13 protein-coding genes are annotated in these 18,651 nt (G+C 55.1%); 5 read left to right on the top strand and 8 right to left on the bottom strand.

Going from position 1 to position 18,651, the window contains the following annotated elements; translation table 11 throughout:
• Positions 1–8: 8 nt before the first annotated feature.
• Positions 9–1,004: a serine/threonine protein kinase gene (locus CKO12_RS01645; protein WP_200152989.1), complete on the bottom strand. Its 996-nt coding sequence runs from the start codon at positions 1,002–1,004 to the stop codon at positions 9–11.
• A 60-nt stretch (positions 1,005–1,064) separates the two neighbouring features.
• On the opposite strand from CKO12_RS01645, the gene CKO12_RS01640 reads away from it, so the two are divergent.
• Positions 1,065–1,622 carry an NADH-quinone oxidoreductase subunit B family protein gene (locus tag CKO12_RS01640; protein WP_200152988.1) on the top strand — a complete coding sequence of 186 codons (558 nt, stop codon included), beginning with the start codon at positions 1,065–1,067 and terminating at the stop codon, positions 1,620–1,622.
• Between the two features lie 16 nt (positions 1,623–1,638).
• Here CKO12_RS01640 and hisC read toward each other — a convergent pair whose 3' ends face one another.
• The 5 genes from hisC to CKO12_RS01615 form a co-directional block, all read right to left on the bottom strand.
• Positions 1,639–2,718: a histidinol-phosphate transaminase gene (gene hisC / locus CKO12_RS01635; protein WP_200152987.1), complete on the bottom strand. Its 1,080-nt coding sequence runs from the start codon at positions 2,716–2,718 to the stop codon at positions 1,639–1,641.
• Positions 2,715–4,019: a histidinol dehydrogenase gene (gene hisD / locus CKO12_RS01630; protein WP_200152986.1), complete on the bottom strand. Its 1,305-nt coding sequence runs from the start codon at positions 4,017–4,019 to the stop codon at positions 2,715–2,717. The genes hisC and hisD overlap by 4 nt, the downstream gene beginning before the upstream one ends.
• A gap of 68 nt (positions 4,020–4,087) precedes the next feature.
• Positions 4,088–5,284: a protoporphyrinogen/coproporphyrinogen oxidase gene (locus tag CKO12_RS01625; protein WP_200152985.1), complete on the bottom strand. Its 1,197-nt coding sequence runs from the start codon at positions 5,282–5,284 to the stop codon at positions 4,088–4,090.
• Complete coding sequence (locus tag CKO12_RS01620; RefSeq protein WP_200152984.1) at positions 5,281–5,814, bottom strand: hypothetical protein; 534 nt, start codon at positions 5,812–5,814, stop codon at positions 5,281–5,283. The genes CKO12_RS01625 and CKO12_RS01620 overlap by 4 nt, the downstream gene beginning before the upstream one ends.
• A 54-nt stretch (positions 5,815–5,868) precedes the next feature.
• Positions 5,869–9,204: a type ISP restriction/modification enzyme gene (locus CKO12_RS01615; RefSeq protein WP_200152983.1), complete on the bottom strand. Its 3,336-nt coding sequence runs from the start codon at positions 9,202–9,204 to the stop codon at positions 5,869–5,871.
• A 217-nt stretch (positions 9,205–9,421) separates the two neighbouring features.
• Between CKO12_RS01615 and polA the strand changes: the two genes are divergently transcribed.
• Positions 9,422–12,127, top strand: a complete 2,706-nt coding sequence (gene polA, locus CKO12_RS01610) for a DNA polymerase I (protein ID WP_200152982.1) — start codon at positions 9,422–9,424, stop codon at positions 12,125–12,127.
• Positions 12,128–12,187: 60 nt separating this feature from the next.
• Here polA and rne read toward each other — a convergent pair whose 3' ends face one another.
• On the bottom strand, positions 12,188–14,788 hold the full coding sequence (gene rne / locus CKO12_RS01605) for a ribonuclease E (RefSeq protein WP_242466153.1): 2,601 nt from the start codon (positions 14,786–14,788) through the stop codon (positions 12,188–12,190).
• 591 nt (positions 14,789–15,379) lie between these two features.
• Here rne and CKO12_RS01600 point away from each other — a divergent pair.
• Together CKO12_RS01600 and CKO12_RS01595 are read left to right on the top strand one after the other, a co-directional pair.
• Entirely contained in the window at positions 15,380–16,393 is a 1,014-nt protein-coding gene (locus CKO12_RS01600) for an RluA family pseudouridine synthase (protein WP_207146214.1), read from the top strand.
• Entirely contained in the window at positions 16,390–17,043 is a 654-nt protein-coding gene (locus CKO12_RS01595; protein ID WP_200152981.1) for an HAD-IIIA family hydrolase, read from the top strand. The genes CKO12_RS01600 and CKO12_RS01595 overlap by 4 nt, the downstream gene beginning before the upstream one ends.
• Before the next feature lie 5 nt (positions 17,044–17,048).
• On the opposite strand, the gene CKO12_RS01590 is transcribed toward CKO12_RS01595, so the two are convergent.
• The gene (locus tag CKO12_RS01590) at positions 17,049–17,444 is read right to left on the bottom strand and encodes a DUF7682 family zinc-binding protein (protein WP_200152980.1); all 396 of its coding nucleotides are present in this window, start codon (positions 17,442–17,444) and stop codon (positions 17,049–17,051) included.
• A 38-nt stretch (positions 17,445–17,482) separates the two neighbouring features.
• On the opposite strand from CKO12_RS01590, the gene purK reads away from it, so the two are divergent.
• Positions 17,483–18,643: a 5-(carboxyamino)imidazole ribonucleotide synthase gene (purK, locus tag CKO12_RS01585; RefSeq protein WP_200152979.1), complete on the top strand. Its 1,161-nt coding sequence runs from the start codon at positions 17,483–17,485 to the stop codon at positions 18,641–18,643.
• Positions 18,644–18,651 lie beyond the last annotated feature (8 nt).

Here is an 18,651-nt window from a genome sequence, read left to right as displayed (position 1 = left end):
GCATCACTTTAATCATTTCCTGTTGTCCATAAAGCACCAGCCGCCATTGCCGTGATTTGTTCTTGCAATTGCAAAATATGATCATGCCAGAATTGTGCCGTATTAAACCAAGGAAACGCGGCTGGAAAAGCGGGATCATCCCAGCGCCGCGCCAACCACGCCGCATAATGAATGATGCGCAATGTGCGCAAGGCTTCAATTAACTGTAATTCGCGCCAATTAAACTCACAAAAATCTTCATAACCCGCTAAGACATCATCAAGTTGCTGGCGCATTTCCTCACGATCTCCAGCCAATAACATCCACAAATCTTGAATTGCTGGCCCTTGTCGCGCATCATCAAAATCAACGAAATGCGGACCATCATCTGCCCACAATACATTGCCGAGATGACAATCTCCATGTAAACGAATGAGTTTTACAGTTCCAGCGCGTTCATAACAGGCATCAATCTGCACCAAGGCTTCGGAAACAGTGTTGAGATATGTCGATAACAGCGCCGAAGGTAAACACTGATTGGCTAATAAAAAATCACGCGATTCAATTCCAAAATGCGCACAATTCAAAGTTGGACGCTGTGTAAACGCTGTCACCGCGCCAACTGCATGAATCCGCCCCAATAAGCGCCCCAACCATTCTCGCACTGCTGCATGTTCTAAATTAGGAGCGCGTCCACCTTGGCGCAAGGTGAGCGCAAAACGATAGTCATTAAAATAGTGTAATGTTTGTCCACCAAAACGTAATGGTGGCACCACTGGCAGCTCGTGATTAGCAAGTTCTTGGCTAAATTGATGTTCTTCTAAAATTGCGGCATCGCTCCAACGGTGTGGTCGATAGAATTTAGCAATCAACGGCGCGGCTTCATCAATTCCCACTTGATAAACGCGATTTTCATAGCTATTGAGTGTCAGTAAATGTCCATCGGTGATTAAACCTAAACTTTCAATCGCATCAAGTACAACATCGGGAGTAAGATTGGCGTAAGGTGTCACTGAAGTTGTCATATTAAAATTGCACTTTTATTAAACAACGCTGCGTTGTGCGTTAATGGAGCCGGAAATCTGATGTTACGCATTCTCGAACAATCATTGCGCATTGGCGTGATCACTGAACCCGCCCCCACTCACGATGATGCCGAATTAGCGCGGCTTGGTATTCAATTGCGCCGTTTAATTGATACGCGCTTGGGACGCAGTTTAGCCATTCGGCAAGTGGACGCTGGTTCCTGTAATGGCTGTGAATTAGAAATTCACGCGCTCAATAATCCGTATCACGATATTGAACGCTTTGGCGTTCATTTCGTGGCGTCACCGCGTCATGCCGATGCGCTATTGGTAACAGGGCCGGTATCGCGCCACATGGAAACCGCGCTGCGTCGCACTTGGCGGGCAACTCCATCGCCAAAAGTCGTCATTGCAGCGGGCGATTGCGCCTGTACTGGCGGCGAGTTTGGCGTGTCATATGCGAGTTGTGGCGCAGTAGAAAATGTCATTCCGGTTGATATAAAAATCCCCGGTTGTCCGCCAGCGCCATTTGATTTAATCACCGGTTTGCTGGCAGCACTGCAATCTCCTCAGCCCCTTTTTTCAACTAAAAGGGAGCAACAAAAAGCTCCCCTTTAAAGTGGAGGTTAGGGATTTAATGCACCATCTCAGTCAATGCCGCCAGCAGGGCGGCGTTTTCTTCTGGCAAGCCCACCGTTAATCGTAAACAGTCGCGCAATAATGGATGTGCGCCATGCAGGTTTTTAATCAAAATCCCTCGCGCTGTTAATTCAGCAAACATGCGAGTGGCTTGATTTTCTGGGGTACGCACCAGAATGAAATTGGCTTCACTCGGATAAACTTGCAGTGCGCTGAGTCGGTTTAACGCCATAAATAACTGCTCGCGTTCTGCTCGAATTGCTTGCGTTTGCGCATCAAACACCGCTTTATGCTGTAATGCAAACGTGGCGGAAAGCTGCGTTAATACGTTGATATTATACGGCAAGCGCACCTTATCAATTTCGCGCAGCCATTCAATTGCCCCGACTAAATAACCCAAGCGCAGTCCGGCTAATCCCATTTTGGAGACGGTGCGCATTACCAACACATTCGGCCATTTACCCAAAGAATTGAGAAAGCTCGCATCCGTAAATGGTGAATAGGCTTCATCAATAATCACCAAACCGGGCGCGGCTTCAATAATTTGCTCCATATCGGTCACCGCAAACTGATTGCCGGTGGGATTATTCGGATAAGCGAGATAAATCAATGCCGGTTGGGTGCGCTCAATGGCTGCCAATACCGCCGGCACATCAATTGAAAAATCTTCGGCGTTGAGCGGCACGCCAACGTAATTCATGCCGGCAAATAACCCAATCATCCGATACATCACAAAACTGGGTTCAACGGATAAAATCGTGCGCCCCGGTGCAGCGACTGCTAGCGCCAGCATCTGAATTAACTCATCAGAACCATTGCCGAGTAATAATTCCATTGCAGTTGGAATTGCCATTGCCTCGCGCAGCGCATGTTGTAATTGTCGTGCGGTGGGATCGGGATAACGATTGAATGCAATGCCGCGCAATTGCTCGCGCCATTCCGCTGCCAATGGTTCTGGCAATGAATATGGATTTTCCATCGCATCTAATTTCATTAACCCGTCCGCAGCGGGAACGTGATACGCATTGAGGGCGCGAATTTCCGGGCGAATTAACTGCGCAATTAACGTGTTCACGCGCCAGCTCCGCGATATTCGGCCGAACGCGCATGAGCGGTTAATCCTTCGCCCCGCGCCAGCACCGACGCCGTTTTTGCTAATTCCGCCGCGCCAGCAGACGACGCCATGATCAAACTGGAGCGTTTTTGGAAATCGTAGACGCCGAGCGGTGAGGAAAATCGCGCCGTCCGCGAAGTCGGCAAAACGTGATTCGGGCCGGCGCAATAATCGCCCAGCGCCTCGGCGGTGTAGCGTCCCATGAAGATCGCGCCGGCGTGACGAAGCCGCGTCACCACCGCTTCGGGATCAGCAATCGACAGCTCCAAATGCTCCGGCGCGATGTGATTGGCGACGGTCAGCGCCTCGTCGAGATCGCGCACTTGAATCAGTGCCCCGCGCTCGCGCAACGCGACTTCCGCGATGGCGCGACGCTCCAACGTTGGCAGCAACCGCGCAATGCTGGCGGCGACCTGCGTTAAAAAGTCACCGTCCCAGCTCACTAAAATCGCCTGCGCATCCTCGTCGTGCTCGGCTTGCGAGAACAAATCCATCGCAATCCAATCGGGATCGGTCGCGCCGTCGCAAATCACCAAAATCTCCGACGGTCCCGCAATCATGTCGATCCCAACTTGCCCATACACGGCGCGTTTGGCGGTGGCGACGTAGATATTGCCGGGGCCGACGATCTTATCCACCGGCGGCACGGTCGCAGTGCCATACGCCAGCGCCGCCACTGCCTGCGCTCCACCAATCGCAAACGCACGATCAACGCCCGCGATGTGCGCGGCAGCCAGCACCAGCGCGTTGAGTTCGCCATCCGGCGTTGGTACCACCATCACCAACTCGCCGACTCCGGCAACCTTGGCGGGAATCGCGTTCATCAGCACCGACGACGGATAAGCCGCTTTGCCGCCGGGCACATATAGCCCAGCGCGATCCAGCGGCGTCACCTGCTGCCCCAGCAACGTGCCGTCAGCCTCGCGGTAGCTCCAGCTTTCCAAGGTTTGCCGCTCGGCATAACGGCGGATGCGCTCGGCAGCCAGCGCCAGCGCGTCGCGCTGCGCAGCGGGAATCGTGTGCCACGCCTGTTCTAAACGGGCGCGGGGCAATTCCAAATCCGCTGCTGTCGCTGGCGTCCAGCGATCAAAACGGGTGGTGAATTCCAGCAGTGCCGCGTCGCCGCGAGCGCGGATGTCACGAATGATGGCGGCGACGGTGGTTTGCACGCGGTCATCAGAAACGGAATCCCACGCCAGCAGCGCATCAAGCTGGCGCTGAAAATCGGCATCGGTCGTTGCAAGGCGTTTGATGTCAGTCACGGTTGGATTACTCAAATCAAGAACTCAGTGGATGCTGGCAGCACGGATTGCGCCCAGCAGTTGCGCCATCACGCGCCAAACAATCGCGCCATTTCTGCCTGACTGCGCGTCAACGCATCTTCAATCGACACGCCAAAAAACCAATTGCCCGTCATGCCCAGCCGCGTGCCTGCCAATGCGGCATCAAGCTGGCGCACCAGATTCATGTGTCCGGTGCGCAGCGCGGGTAGCCGGTTGTGAATGTGCGTGTGCGCGGCGACGCGCTGCGGTGAGACGCCGAGCACTGCGCAGGCGCGTTCGAGCTGCGCTTCCGCGCACAACACGCCGGGGCGGAAATGAAAGGCGAAGCCGCGATAACGGTCATCGGGCAGAAAATCGCGTGACACCGCCGAATAAAACGCATCGTCTACTGCGATCAATCCCGCCAGCGGTTTGAGCGCGACATCCGCCGAGCGCAACACCAGCGCCAGCGTCTCAATTTCCGCCATGCCGATGGGTTTAATCAGATTGTGCGCCGCTTCAAATCCCGCTGGCAGCAGTCGTGCGGCGACATCTGGCGGCACTGCGAGCGTGAGATAATCGCAGTGCTGCGTGTCGCCATTCGCCAGTTCCACCCGAAAACCGTCGCCGTCGCAGGCAATGGCGGTGATCTGTTGCTTGGTGCGTACGGTGAGCGCCGGTTGCGCGGCGATGGCGTCGGCAATCGTCGTCAGCCCTTCGGCGAAGGTGAACGCTTTAATCATCTCTTTGCGGCGCGGTTTGCGGCGAAACAGCGCCTCCGTCGGATAATCATCCGCTGGCTGGCAAATCACGGCGGCGAAAGCGTGGCGCAGCAAATCCTGATAATTGCGCCGCCCCAACACGCTGCCGTAGTAATCCGCCACACTGCGCCCGTCTTTCTCGGCCGTGAACATGCGCGGAATCGAACGCAGCGCCTCAAAAATGTGCAGCGCCGACACAATCGACCGGCGCTTGCCGTCTTGCCACAGCGAATAACCGACTTTGACCTTGGCTTGCGCCTGCGCAGTCAAACCGAGATCGTCCAAAATCGTCAGCAAATTGCCGTAACTGTTAAAGCAAGTGTGACCGCCCGCTTCTACCCAAAAATTGTCGAGCGCAGCGAAATGCGGGCTGTTGAGACAACCGCCGCTGCGCTCGCTCGCTTCCAGCACCAGCGTTGTGCGTCCGCGCTGCGCCGAGAAATGCGCCGCACCCAATCCGCTGATGCCCGCGCCGATGACGATGTGATCAAAATCTGTGCTCATAATTCGTTGTCTTTTCGAGTGGAAGTGGGATCAAGCGCGGCAAGCGAGAGGTGACTGAAGTCGGCGACCGGCGCTGGCGCGACGGGGAGTTGGCAATCTGCGAGGCTCCAATCCGCTGCCGTCACGAGGCTCAAATAACTGGTATCCAGCGCCGGCATCTTAACGACCGCCTCCTGCTCAATAAAGCCATCCTGCGGCAACACCTCCAGCACGTCGGGCGCAGCGATGAAGCGCGGATTATCGGCAACAACGATTGCGGCTGGCGGCGGAGCTGGCGCGACGGCGGCGGGTTCGGTCGGCGTTGGCGTCAGCAGCAACACCGCGCCAGCTTGATGAAATGCCAGCTCAAACCGAGCGGCGGTCGCGCCATCCACCGCCCGTTTCACCACCACCGGCTGCCCGCTAAACAAACGGGCGACGCCAGCCGCATCCAATTTGAATAACGCGGCCAAATGCTGGCGCACGACGGCGGGATCGGCATCTGCTGCCAAGGTGCCCTCAAAACTGAGATCAAACAGCATGTCAGACATGCAGCAACTCCATTCAAATAGATAGCGATTCAAGCGTGAATGATGAACTAAAAATCAGTTTATTTGCAATTGAATTTTGCGCATGATGCGATCTGTCTCGCTCAAAATTTTGAGAATGGACTGATAATGCTTGATGTCAGAAAAAATCAATTCTTTTCCCTTGCGATCTTTCAACCATTTTTGCGCTGGTTGATAGCCGCCAATATAAAACGTCCACGCCAATTCTGGCACGTTATCAAAATACTGCGTTGTATTGATCCACACCTTGCCAGCATCATAACGCGGCTTATCAATCACCGGCTTTCCTTCGCCCGTAAATGGATAAATAGCAGCGCCAATTGCTGCCGGTTCCATCAAATGCAAACGCCGCAACTGCTCACCTTGATCTGCAACTGCCCAAAATTCATCCGCATTGCGCGGCCACGGAATACGCGGAAAATCAGTTTTCAAAAACTCCGCGTAAATTTCTCGATACGCGGGGCAATACAACACGCCATAAACATAATCAAACACGTTGAGTTCATTGGGAATGCCGCGCTGCGGATGCGTCGCTTGCTTTTGCAGCCGTTGATATAAATCAGGATCAAAATTGACGCGGCGGTTTTGGTCAGTCAATTGATCTTCGGGATAGAGATACAACGGCGCAGCTTGTGCAATGCCTTTATTGGTAAAAACCCCACGATTATCAAAAATAGTATCCGTCAGCATGATATTGACCGGCGGACTTTCACCGCTAATCGTCTGCCGTGAATAAATCAAACCGACATTTTTATCTGCGGATACTTTATTACGTTTTGGGTCAATTCGTTGATTTTCAGAATCAAGGTAAAGCGGAAACGCTGATCCAATTTCTGATGTTTTATTTGAGACTAAACTGGATTCAGAAATTGTGGAATGAACGAGAACGTGATGAAAACCATGCGGTGTTTTTTGTTGCGCACTGATAGTCATAGAAATGTTATCTTGCTGCAACAAATGCTGCATCACGTTGTGGCGCGGATAACAAATAAATCCGCGTGAGTTGCCAGTGTAATAAATCCAGCGGCGATCAAAAGGACGATACATCACCGGCACAATGCGCTCAATGCCAAAATTGGCTTTAATATCTTCTTGCGCCCATTTTACTTGCCAATCGCGCACATCTTTTCCCAAATCATATTTCACTCGCGCTTGTTCTGGTGTTAATGCCGCAAAATCCTGTACGCGCTGCCAGAGCGTCATTTTATCCATATCAATCGTTAACGCATCGCGGGCGGTCACAATGCCAACCGAATTCACCGGCATCAATTCCTGCACACTAAACCCAGCCCGATAAGCCGCGCCTTTTTCATCATCGCGCCGCACAAATGGATATAGTGGCGCAGTATGAATCAGCGGCTGCCAGATATTTCCCGTTAATGTGTGTTCTTGCAATGCAGCATATTTTTCCGCCCGCTTGCCCCACAAATCTGCATGAAACACTTCAGCCAGCGGCTTTGTCGCTGCGTCCGCTTGCTTTTTCACCGCGATAATAATGGCGACGCCCTGCTGAATATCAAACACATTTTTATCTGGCTGACCGTCTGGCGTGACCTCTTTCTTTTTCGCGTTGCCGTGTAAATCCAACACATAAATCTTGCTGAAAGTATTGAGCAAATGCCAACGCATTCCGCGAAAGGTTGGATTATCTAAATAACCGTGATTGGTGATAAAACCCAACACGCCCTCGCCGTTTTTACGAATCATGTGCTCGGCAAACCGAATAAACTTCACATAGTCATCATTGATCCATTTCGGATTACGCTCGTTGAGTTTATCTATTCCGCCCGGCTCTTTTTTATACACATCCATCAAGCCAGAAATCCACTCGCCTTTATTCACACTCTCGCCAGAATAAGGCGGATTGCCAATCACGCACATAATTGGCAAATGCTGTTTCACCGCATTTGCTGACTTGGCTTCATTCGACAACCATTGCGCAAAGGGCAGATTTTGAGTGCTCAAACTGCCTTCTTCCAGCGTGTTGGTTAAATACACCGATAAACGCGGCGGCACACCCGTTGGCGTATAACCCAGCTCGGTCAAAATCATATCCAATTTCAGATGGCACATTGCATAAGACGCCATCAACAACTCAAAACCATGCAAGCGCGGAATCAAATCAGTTTCGAGATAACTCGACCACAAGCCAGCCGCGACGTTTTTAATGCACGGCGCAATATGTTTCATCACTGCCGCTAAAAAAGTGCCGGTGCCCACTGCCGGATCAAGAATTTGCACCCGATGCACGTTTTTTTTAACGAGGATTGGCTTGCCGTTTTTATCCTGTTTGCCCGTATTCCAATCAAGCGTGACTGTTGAGGTATCCGCCAAACCATCGGGCAAATCAAATTCAGTTTTTAAGACCTCATCCACAGCGCGGACAATAAAATCAACCACCGCTTCTGGCGTGTACCAAACGCCCCGCGCTTTGCGTTTAGCGGGATTATATGCCGTTAAAAAGGTTTCATAAAAATGCAAAAAGGGATCGGTATGTCCAGTGAGTTTGCCAAAGCCAGCCAGCACCTGCACAATATCAGTGATCTGAAACACCAGCACCAAATCATCAATAATCCACGCAATGCGCTCATCTAAATCAGCGCCGGCGATATACGCAAATAAAGCGCGTAAAAATGGATTGGATTTCGGCAATAAATTGAGCGCAGTGTGACGATTAAACTGCTGCGGGTCGGTCGTGTGCAACCGCGCCGCAAATAAGCCATAAGCCAACGTTTCCGCATATAAATCAGCGAATTCATCGGGAGTGATGCCGCTGATTAAATTCTCTTGAAAGGCTTGGAATTGTTCGGTTAATTCAGCGCACTGATTTTTATCGGCTTGAAGCGTGTTGCGCAAAATGTCTTTAATGAGTAAGGCTTTACCTGCCATGCGCTCGGCTAATACTTGCGGAGTGGTGATGCTGATTGGGCGCTGTTGAATAAAATCCAGCAGCAAATTCTCCAAAGTGGCGAATTGCGCAACATCGGCACGAATCCCCTCGTGCCAGCTCCCAATGCTCACCGACGCAATCAAATCGCCATTGCGGAAAAACTGCCAATCCAAACAATTGGTATAAATCAGATTCGGTAACGCCTTGCGATAACGCGCTTGTTGCTCTCGATTTGGCGCACTAAAATTAAAGAGATCAACCGTGACATCTTTGGCTTCAATATGCCCAATCACGCGCTCGCCGGTTTGAACCATAAAATCTGGCGCACCGCAGTCGATGCGTTTGGGTTCGTTAATGATATTGAGATCGGCTGCCAAACTGTTCAATAATGCTGCCAATGCCGGACGATAAGAATGTTCGGTCGCATTGCCAGTGGCATAAATCGCGGCGATGTTGTCAACAAAAGCAGTGAGCGATAACATGATTGCATCTCGTGCGGTGAAATGCTGTCGCCTATAGTTACGCCAGCAAAATTGCAGTATTGCATTTTGTATAAAAATTTTCTACAGTGTTGGTTCATTCTCGTTGCCGCTTTCTGTTATTACCGCAATTACCGCAATTGCAGCGGTAAATGCCAGCCGCATCAGGCGCTATTCCGTCACGTTATTGTCCACTATCCATTATTGATTACTCGCGCTTATGTCCACGCAATACCCATTTATTCTCGTTGACGCCTCCGGCTATTTATTCCGCGCTTATCACGCGCTCCCCAAACTGACCACTAAACAGGGCGAACCGACCGGCGCACTCAGCGGCGTGCTCACCATGTTGCAGCGGCTGATTGATGAATATCAGCCGGAGTATCTCGGCATCGTCTTTGACGCCGGTGGGCGCAACTTTCGTCACGAGTTGTTCCCCGCCTACAAAGCGCAGCGCCCGCCGCTGCCGGACGATCTCCGCCCGCAATTTGCGCCGCTGCAAGCCGCAGTGCAGGCGCTCGGCTGGCCGCTGCTGATTATTCCTGACGTGGAGGCCGATGACGTGATTGGGACGTTGGCGACGCAGGCCGCTGCGGCTGGCATCGCCACGCTGATTGCCACCAGCGACAAAGACTTGGCGCAACTGGTCAGCGAGCGGATTCATCTGCTTGATACCATGAAAAATCGCCTGCTTGATCCGGCCGGCGTGGTCGCAACGTTTGGCGTCCCACCGGAGCGCATCGCCGATTATCTGGCGCTGAAAGGTGACAGCAGCGACAACATTCCCGGCGTGCCCGGCTGCGGCGAAAAAACCGCCGTGCAATGGCTCACCCAATACGGCGATCTGGACACTCTCATCGCTCACGCCAACGCGATCCCGCGCAAAGCTGGCGAGAACCTCCGCGCTGCGCTGCCGCAATTGCCGCTGCTGCGCCAGCTCACGACGCTCAAATGCGATGTTCCGCTGGCGCTGCATCCGACCGATTTGCGCCCGACCGCGCCAGATGTCGCCGCGCTGCGCGAGCTGTATCAACACTTTGAATTGAAAAGTCTTTTAGCCAAACTCGGCGCGGCGGAATTGCCGCTGGAGAGCGCCTCACCGCCGCAGCTTCGCGCCACTTACGATCTGATTCTCACGCCGGAACAATTGGAGCCTTGGCTGGCGCGACTCGCCGCTGCCGAGCTGTTTGCGTTTGATACCGAAACGACCGGCTTGGACGTGATGACGGCGGAGTTGGTCGGCGTGTCCTTTGCCGTCGCGCCGGAGCAGGCGGCGTACATTCCGCTGGCACATCGCTATTTTGACGTGCCCACGCAGCTTGATCGCGCCACCGTGCTGGCGCAATTAAAGCCGCTGTTAGAAGACGCCAGCCGTGCCAAAGTCGGGCAAAACCTCAAATTTGATCTCAACATTTTGGCGCGTTACGGCATCACGCTGCGCGGTATTGCGCATGACACGATGCTGGCCAGTTATGTGCTTGACAGCACTGCCGCCAGTCACGGCATGGATGCGCTGGCACAAAAACATCTCGGCTACGCGACGATTCATTTTGAGGACGTGGCGGGCAAGGGCAGGAAGCAAATCACCTTCGATCAAGTGACAGTCGAAACTGCCGCGCAATACGCCGCTGAAGATGCCGACATCACGCTGCGTTTGCAGCAGACGCTGTGGCCGCAAGTGCAGGCAAATCCGCAATTCGTCCAGTTGTATCAAGCACTTGAATTGCCGTTGATTCCGGTGCTGGCGCGGATGGAACGCAGCGGCGTCATGCTGGATTGCGGATTGCTGGCGCAGCACAGTGCGGAATTGGTGCAGCGGCTGGCGGTGCTGGAATTGAATGCACACGAAACGGCGGGGCGGCAGTTCAATCTCAGCTCGCCCAAACAACTCGGCGCGATTCTGTTTGAGGAACTGGGTTTAACTCCCGTGCGCAAAACGCCCAAAGGTGAGCCGTCTACTTCAGAAGATGTGCTCGAACAGCTCGCTGCCGAACATCCGCTGCCGCGCCTGCTGCTTGAGCATCGCAGCTTGTCCAAACTCAAATCAACCTACACCGACGCGCTGCCCAAGCTGGTCAATCCGACGACCGGGCGGCTGCACACTTCCTATCATCAAGCGGTGACGGCGACGGGGCGGCTGTCGTCCAGCGATCCGAATTTGCAGAACATTGCGATTCGCGGCGAGGACGGGCGGCGGATTCGGCAAGCGTTCATCGCCGCGCCCGGGCATCAGCTCCTGTCGGCGGATTATTCGCAAATTGAGCTGCGGATCATGGCGCATCTGTCCGGTGACGAGCGGCTGCTGGCGGCATTCGGCAGCGGCGTGGACGTGGACGTACATCGCACCACTGCTGCCGAGATTTTTGGCATCGCGCTGGAAGACGTGACGACTGCGCAGCGGCGGGCAGCAAAGGCGGTGAATTTCGGTTTGATGTACGGGATGTCGGCGTTTGGGCTGGCGCAGCAATTGGATTGCGGCAAACGCGAAGCGGCGAGTTATATGGAGCGTTATTTTGAACGCTACGTCGGCGTCAAAGAATTTATGGAACGCATTCGCCAACAAGCGCGGGCAAATGGTTATGTGGAAACGTTATTCGGACGGCGCTTGCATTTAATTGAAATTAACCACAGCAATCAAGCGCGTCGCGCTGCTGCCGAACGCACCGCAATCAATGCGCCGATGCAGGGCACGGCAGCCGATATTATTAAACGCGCCATGCTCGCAGTGAATCAATGGCTTGAAAGAGAACAGCCGCCGGTGCAAATGCTGCTGCAAGTGCATGATGAATTGGTCTTTGAAGTCGCCACTAATGCAGTGGCAATAGTGAGCGAACGCATTCGGGGAGCAATGGAATCAGCGGCGCAATTAGCGGTGCCGTTAATTGTTGATATTGGTTACGGTGACAATTGGGATGCGGCGCATTAAGTGATTCATTATTCCCACGCTTTGACGTGGGAATAATGCTGAAAACAGCGAACGGTTTAATTAAACGTTGTCTTCTTTCGTCCGTTGGGAATCATCGCCCAAAATGATGACCGGACGCGGCGCTGGTTCTGGCACCACCGGCGCGGGTTGCGCCACCACCGGCGGTGGTAATAACGGCATCGCTGGCGCAGCCGTCGCGCCACTGTTCTCCGCTGCCGGCGACTCAACCGCCTCCGCCTCAGCGCCTTCCTCAGCATTGACGCTGCCATCGGCATTCACCGCCGGACGCCGCCGATTGCGCCCACCGCGCCGCCGCCGTGACGACCGCGCCCGCGCTGGATTTGCCGCCGTTGCTTCGCCAGATTCATCCTCGCCATCACCGTCCGTGTCACTGTCGGTGGCATCAAAATCAGCATCGGGCGCAGGCGCTTCATGTCGCACTGGCTGCCGTGACGCTTTCACGTTATCCACCGGCTCCGCCACTTCCCGCTCGTCCTCAGCCGATTCCACCGTCGTCTCCCACCACCGCTGCCCAGTGGTCTCCGGCGGTGCGACCGTATCAACCGCGCTCGGTGGCGCAACCTCTGCAACCGGCACCGGCACTCGCGGCTCACGTTCGGGGCGCGGCTCGCGGGGTGGACGCGGCGGACGACGCGAACGACTTTCCGCTGCGCCCTCAGCATCAGCCGGAGCTGGTGCCGGATCACGGTCGGCGCTGGAGGTCGTTTCATGGCGATTGCGATTCGGCGGACGCGCCTGCCGCTCCTCGCGGGATTGATGCACACGCGGCGCTGCTGGTGGACGCTCGCGTTCATGGCGATTGCTGCCAGCGGTGCGCGGACGCAACGGCTGCGGATCACGGTCAGCACTGGATGGCTGCACCCGCGCCAGCGGCTGATTGTCGGCTTCCTCGCTCATCACCGCCGGAGGTGGCGACGCCTCCACCACTCGCGGCATAAACAGCCCCGTCCAAATCCGTTTCAACAAACTTTCTGGCTCGGCACGTCCGATGGTGTCTGGGCGCGACGGCACGGGCACATCAGGCGCGGCTTGCCGCACTGCCGGTTCCTCAATGCGCGGGGGCTGACCGAGCTTCGTCTCCAGTTTGGCGTACAGCGGAGCGACGGTTGGTTCTGGCTGCGCGGTCAACACATAGCTGGCTGGCAGCCCCTCGGCAGTTTTCACGTCCTGCAACCGCACCCGCTCAATGCGGTAATCGGGCGTCAACAGATGCTCATTCGGCAGCAGCAGCACTTCGGTATTTTGTCGCGCTTCAATATCGAGAATGGCGCGGCGTTTTTCGTTGAGCAAAAACGTGGCGACGCTGACCGGCAAATGCGCAATCACGCGCTCAGTGCTCTCTTTCATCGCCTCTTCCTCGACGATGCGCAAAATCGACAGCGCCAGCGATTCCACCCCGCGCAACGTGCCCTGACCTTTGCAGCGTGGACACACTTGCTGGCTGGATTCGCCGAGCGAGGGACGCAGGCGCTGGCGCGACATTTCCAGCAAACCAAAGCGCGAAATCCGCGCTAATTGCACTCGCGCCCGATCCTGTTTCAGCGCATCGCGCAGCCGATCTTCGACGGCGCGTTGGTTTTTCAACGGCGTCATGTCGATGAAATCAATCACAAATAAACCGCCAAGATCGCGCAGCCGCAGTTGGCGGGCGATTTCATCTGAAGCCTCCAGATTGGTATTGAGCGCGGTTTCTTCGATGTCAGCGCCACGCGTCGAGCGGGCGGAATTGATGTCAATTGAGGTCAGCGCCTCGGTGTGGTCAATCACAATTGAGCCGCCCGACGGCAGCCGGACTTCGCGCTGAAACGCAGTTTCGATTTGACTTTCAATCTGATAGCGGGTGAACAGCGGCACTTCGTCGTCATACAGCCGCAGCTTTTTGAGGTTCTGCGGCATGACTTGGCGGATGAAATTCTCGGCGCGGTCGTAAACGGCGCGATCATCAATCACGATCTCGCCGATGTCGGCGCGAAGATAATCGCGGATGGAGCGGATGATGACGTCGCTTTCTTGATAAATGAGAAAAGGCGCTTTGCGGCTGGCGCTGGAAGTTTCAATCGCTCGCCACAGTTGCAGCAAATAATCCAAATCCCACTGTAATTCCTCAACATTTTTGCCAACGCCGGCGGTGCGAACGATCAGCCCCATGTCTTCAGGAATCACGAGCTGGCTCATTGCTTCGCGCAGTTCGCTGCGATCTTGCCCTTCAATGCGCCGTGACACGCCGCCGGCGCGGGGATTGTTGGGCATCAAGACGAGATAGCGCCCCGCCAACGAGATAAAGGTGGTGAGGGCTGCGCCCTTGCTACCGCGTTCTTCTTTATCAATCTGGATGACAACTTCGCGCCCTTCGCGCACGGAGTCTTTAATGCTGACGCGAGCACCGGATTTGGTGGTTTCCGGTTCAAAATAGCTGCGGGCGATTTCTTTCAGCGGGAGAAAGCCGTGCCGGTCGGCACCATATTCAACGAAAGCGGCTTCTAAACTGGGTTCAACGCGGGTGATGATGCCTTTGTAAATGTTGGCTTTTTTCTGTTCCCGTCCCGGTGATTCGATGTCAAGGTTGTACAGCAGTTGGCCGTCAACGGTCGCCACGCGCAGCTCTTCGGGCTGGGTGGCGTTAATCAGCATTCTTTTCATTGTGTGTCTCTCACCACGGCGCGTGCTCCGTGATTGGGCGCCTCGCCGTTGACCCCTCGCATCGGTACTGCGGACGGTTGAGTTTGGCTCGCAATGCGCAGGCGCAAGCACTCTCTCGTGCGGTCATTCGCGTGGAGGCGCACCATCGGGCACGCGCACTTCAACAAGCATGAACGGATTTCGACCGCTAGGGTTGAAAATCCGCGATGGATGATCTGACTCAAGGAGGAGCAGATCAGACAACGGCGTGGCGAGCAGCGGTGCAACTGACCGGTCAGCGCACACCCCGTTGAATCAATAACTGGTGTAGAATCCGCCACTTGCTTACAGGTGCGCGGGTTGCAAAGCCACTGCACGGCGGTTGAAATGCAGCAGGCTCGGTGCGGAAAATCAAGAGATGGAACTGGGGAGAAAGAGGTGGCAGGTTTGTTCAATCTGCCAAAAATTGGCGTGTCATTGGTGGTCAATCGATGCCCACAACGCAAAATTTACTCTGTAAAAACGCGATTCCACTCGCCAGCGCACGGCACCAATGGTACCAGTGAAAGCCTATTTGCAGCAATTAAGCCACTTCGTTCGGATTAAATCCTCTTGAAATTACAACATAATTTACCGTCTCAGCCCCCAATTCCCGCCTCAAGTGCGCCACCTGCGGTTCAGCACGTCACCGTCACTGCCGAAGCCGACGGGCAACGGATTGACAATTTTCTGCTGCGGATTCTCAAAGGTGTGCCGCGCAGTCACCTGTATCGGGTGCTGCGGCGCGGCGAGGTGCGCGTGAATAAAGGACGCATCAAAGCGGACTATCGGGTGCGCTGCGGCGACGTGGTGCGGATTCCGCCGCTGCATCTTGCCGCGCCAGCAGCGCCCGGACATGCGCCCGCGCCGCAATTGGCGCAATTGGAGCGCGGAGTGCTGTTTGAAGATGAGCGGCTGCTGGTGCTCAATAAACCGAGCGGGCTGGCGGTACACGGCGGCAGCGGGCTGAGTTACGGCTTGATTGAAGCGTTGCGCCAACTGCGCCCCGGGCACGAATTGGAGCTGGTGCATCGGCTCGACCGCGACACTTCTGGCTGCATCATCATCAGCAAACGGCGCAGCGCGTTGCGCGAGCTGCATCAATTGATCCGCGACGGCAAGCTGGATAAACGGTATATCGCGCTGCTGGTGGGCGATTTGCCGCGAGCGGAGATGACGGTGGATGTGCCGTTGCAAAAAAATGTGTTAAGCAGCGGTGAGCGGCTGGTGCGCGTTGATTTGGTAGACGGCAAACCAGCGCGGACGCGGCTGCGGCGCTTGCAGCGGTTGGAATGGCAGGGGCAGATTTTGACGCTGGTGGAGGCGCAGCTCATCACCGGGCGTACCCATCAAATCCGCGTTCACGCCGCCCATCTCGGCACGCCGCTGGCGGGTGATCCGAAATATGGCAACGAGGCGGCAAATCGGCTGCTAAAAGCGGCGGGGCTGACGCGGTTGTTTTTACACGCGGCGCTGCTGCGGATTCCGTTGGCAACCGGAAAAAAGGGGGAATCTGCACTGCGCATTGAAGCGCCCTTGCCGCTTGAATTAACACAGGTTTTAACTGCATTGGGAGCCAAAGCGTGACGGTTGAATTGATCGCATTTGATTGGGACGGAACGTTGATGGATTCCGAAGCGCGGATCGTCACCTGTTTGCAGGCGGCGTTTGTCGATCTTGCTCTGCCCGCACCGAGCCACGCTGCTGCCCGCGACATCATCGGGCTGGGTTTGGAAGAGTCGATGCTGCGGCTGTATCCGACGGCGGATGCGACGCTGTGCGCCAATTTGATTGAACGGTATCGCCAGCATTTTTTGGTGACGAATCCGACGCGCTCGCAGTTATTTGCCGGAGTGCGCGAGGCGCTCGAACAGCTCGCCGCGCACGGGTATTTGTTGGCGGTGGCGACCGGCAAAAGTCGGGTAGGGTTGAATCTGGCGCTCGCCGAGACTGACTTAAACGGCTTTTTTCATGCGACGCGCTGCGCCGATGAAACGTGCTCAAAACCGAATCCGCAGATGTTGTTTGACATCATGGACGAGCTGGGCGTTCGCCCGGCAGCGACGTTGATGGTGGGTGACACCGAATATGACCTGCAAATGGCGCACAACGCGGGCACGGCGGCGGTCGCAGTATGTTGCGGCGTGCATTCTGCCGAACGGTTATTGGCATTTCAGCCGCTGGCATGTTTGGACAGCGTGAGCGCGTTGCCGGCGTGGTTGCGCAGTGTGCAATAAAACAATTAGCGGTTTTTTTCACCCGGCTTTTTCACATTGTATTCTTCATGGCTCATTAACTTATACACTTGAATTTTCCCTTCAAGCGTATGAAACACTAAACGATAATCGCGGTTGACAGGAACCGAAATAATATCGCGGTTGTAACGCATCCGTTTTCCTTTATAGTGGGTATATGACACTCCAGCATGAATATCATTGATGATTTTTCTCGCTTTATCAATCAACTGTTTATTATCGAGTCGCCGCAAATTCACCGGATCAGACTCGAATAAAGCCAGCCATTCTTGATGTGCAATTTGAGTCTGTTCTTGTTTAGCAGTTTGATTCTGTTCTTGCGCACAGCGATGACAGTATTGTCCCTGTCCTTGATGTCCACATGGAAAACGTTTTTTTGCCATTTGTTTCTCTTCCTCATCACCACACCAATTGACGAACCATGACCGACACTTATCTCCCTCTCCCGCTCGTTCGCCTTGGCATCATCGGTGGCGGTCAACTCGGACGCATGATGGCCAAAGCCGCCAAACGTCTCGGCTGCACCTGCGTGGTGCTTGATCCCACGCCCGGCTCGCCCGCCGGTCAAGTCGCCGGTCATCAAATCGTCGGCCACTCGCACGATCCCGCCAAGCTGCGCGAGCTGACGGCGTCGTGTGACGTGACCACTTTTGACATTGAAGACATCGACACCGAGACGCTGATCCAATTGGAGCGCGAAGGGCATCAGATTCATCCCTCGCCGCAGGTGCTGGCGCTGATCCAAGACAAACTCACGCAAAAACAGGCGCTTGCCGCTGCTGGCATTCCGACTGCGCCCTTCATCGCCATGCCCACGCCGAATCCGGCGGATTTTGCCGCGTTTGGGTATCCGTTGGTGCAAAAAGCGCGGCGCGGTGGTTATGACGGGCGCGGCGTCGCTATTTTGTCCAGTGCGGCTGACTTTGCGCAGCATCTGCCGGTGCCATCGTTGTTGGAGCGCCTGATTCCAGCGACGAAAGAATTGGCAGTGCTGGTGGCACGCGGGCGCGATGGCGATTGCCGCACCTATCCGGTGGTCGAGATGCGGTTTCGCGCCGGGGAAAATGTGCTTGATCTCTTGTTGGCACCGGCGCAAATTCCCGTTGCCATCGCCCAAGCTGCACAAGCATTGGCGATGCGCACGGTGGCAGTGCTCGGCGGGGTCGGCATCTTCGGGGTGGAGATGTTTTTACAAGAAGACGGCAGTTTGCTGGTCAATGAGGTCGCGCCGCGCACCCACAATTCCGGTCATCACACGATTGAAGCGAACGTGACCGATCAGTTTGAGCAACATCTCCGCGCCGTTGTCGGTTTGCCGCTGGGGGCAACCGATCAATTATCACCGGCGGCGATGATTAACCTGCTCGGTGCGCCCGGACATCGTGGACGCCCGGTGATTAAAGGTCTGGCGGCGGCGCTGGCAATTCCCGGCGTCTGTTTGCACCTGTACGGCAAGGCAGCGACCGCGCCGTTTCGCAAAATGGGGCATGTGACGGTGTTGGATCCTGATCTCGCCACCGCGTGCCGCAAGGCGCAACAGGTGCGCGAGTTGATTGAAATTTCAGGAGAAGATCACCCGTGAAACAGCTA

The organism is Chromatium okenii (assembly GCF_016583745.1).
GTDB classification, from domain to species: Bacteria; Pseudomonadota; Gammaproteobacteria; order Chromatiales; family Chromatiaceae; genus Chromatium; species Chromatium okenii.
Note: the sequence above shows the minus strand (reverse complement) of the source record. Positions and strands in the feature narration are given on the sequence as shown.

Coding starts and splice junctions, on each gene's coding strand:
- CKO12_RS01620 (WP_200152984.1), bottom strand. CDS start 5,814: ATGTCTGACATGCTGTTTGATCTCAGTTTTGAGGGCACCTTGGCAGCA.
- CKO12_RS01640 (WP_200152988.1), top strand. CDS start 1,065: ATGTTACGCATTCTCGAACAATCATTGCGCATTGGCGTGATCACTGAA.
- CKO12_RS01615 (WP_200152983.1), bottom strand. CDS start 9,204: ATGTTATCGCTCACTGCTTTTGTTGACAACATCGCCGCGATTTATGCC.
- CKO12_RS01590 (WP_200152980.1), bottom strand. CDS start 17,444: ATGGCAAAAAAACGTTTTCCATGTGGACATCAAGGACAGGGACAATAC.
- CKO12_RS01645 (WP_200152989.1), bottom strand. CDS start 1,004: ATGACAACTTCAGTGACACCTTACGCCAATCTTACTCCCGATGTTGTA.
- rne (WP_242466153.1), bottom strand. CDS start 14,788: ATGAAAAGAATGCTGATTAACGCCACCCAGCCCGAAGAGCTGCGCGTG.
- polA (WP_200152982.1), top strand. CDS start 9,422: ATGTCCACGCAATACCCATTTATTCTCGTTGACGCCTCCGGCTATTTA.
- CKO12_RS01625 (WP_200152985.1), bottom strand. CDS start 5,284: ATGAGCACAGATTTTGATCACATCGTCATCGGCGCGGGCATCAGCGGA.
- purK (WP_200152979.1), top strand. CDS start 17,483: ATGACCGACACTTATCTCCCTCTCCCGCTCGTTCGCCTTGGCATCATC.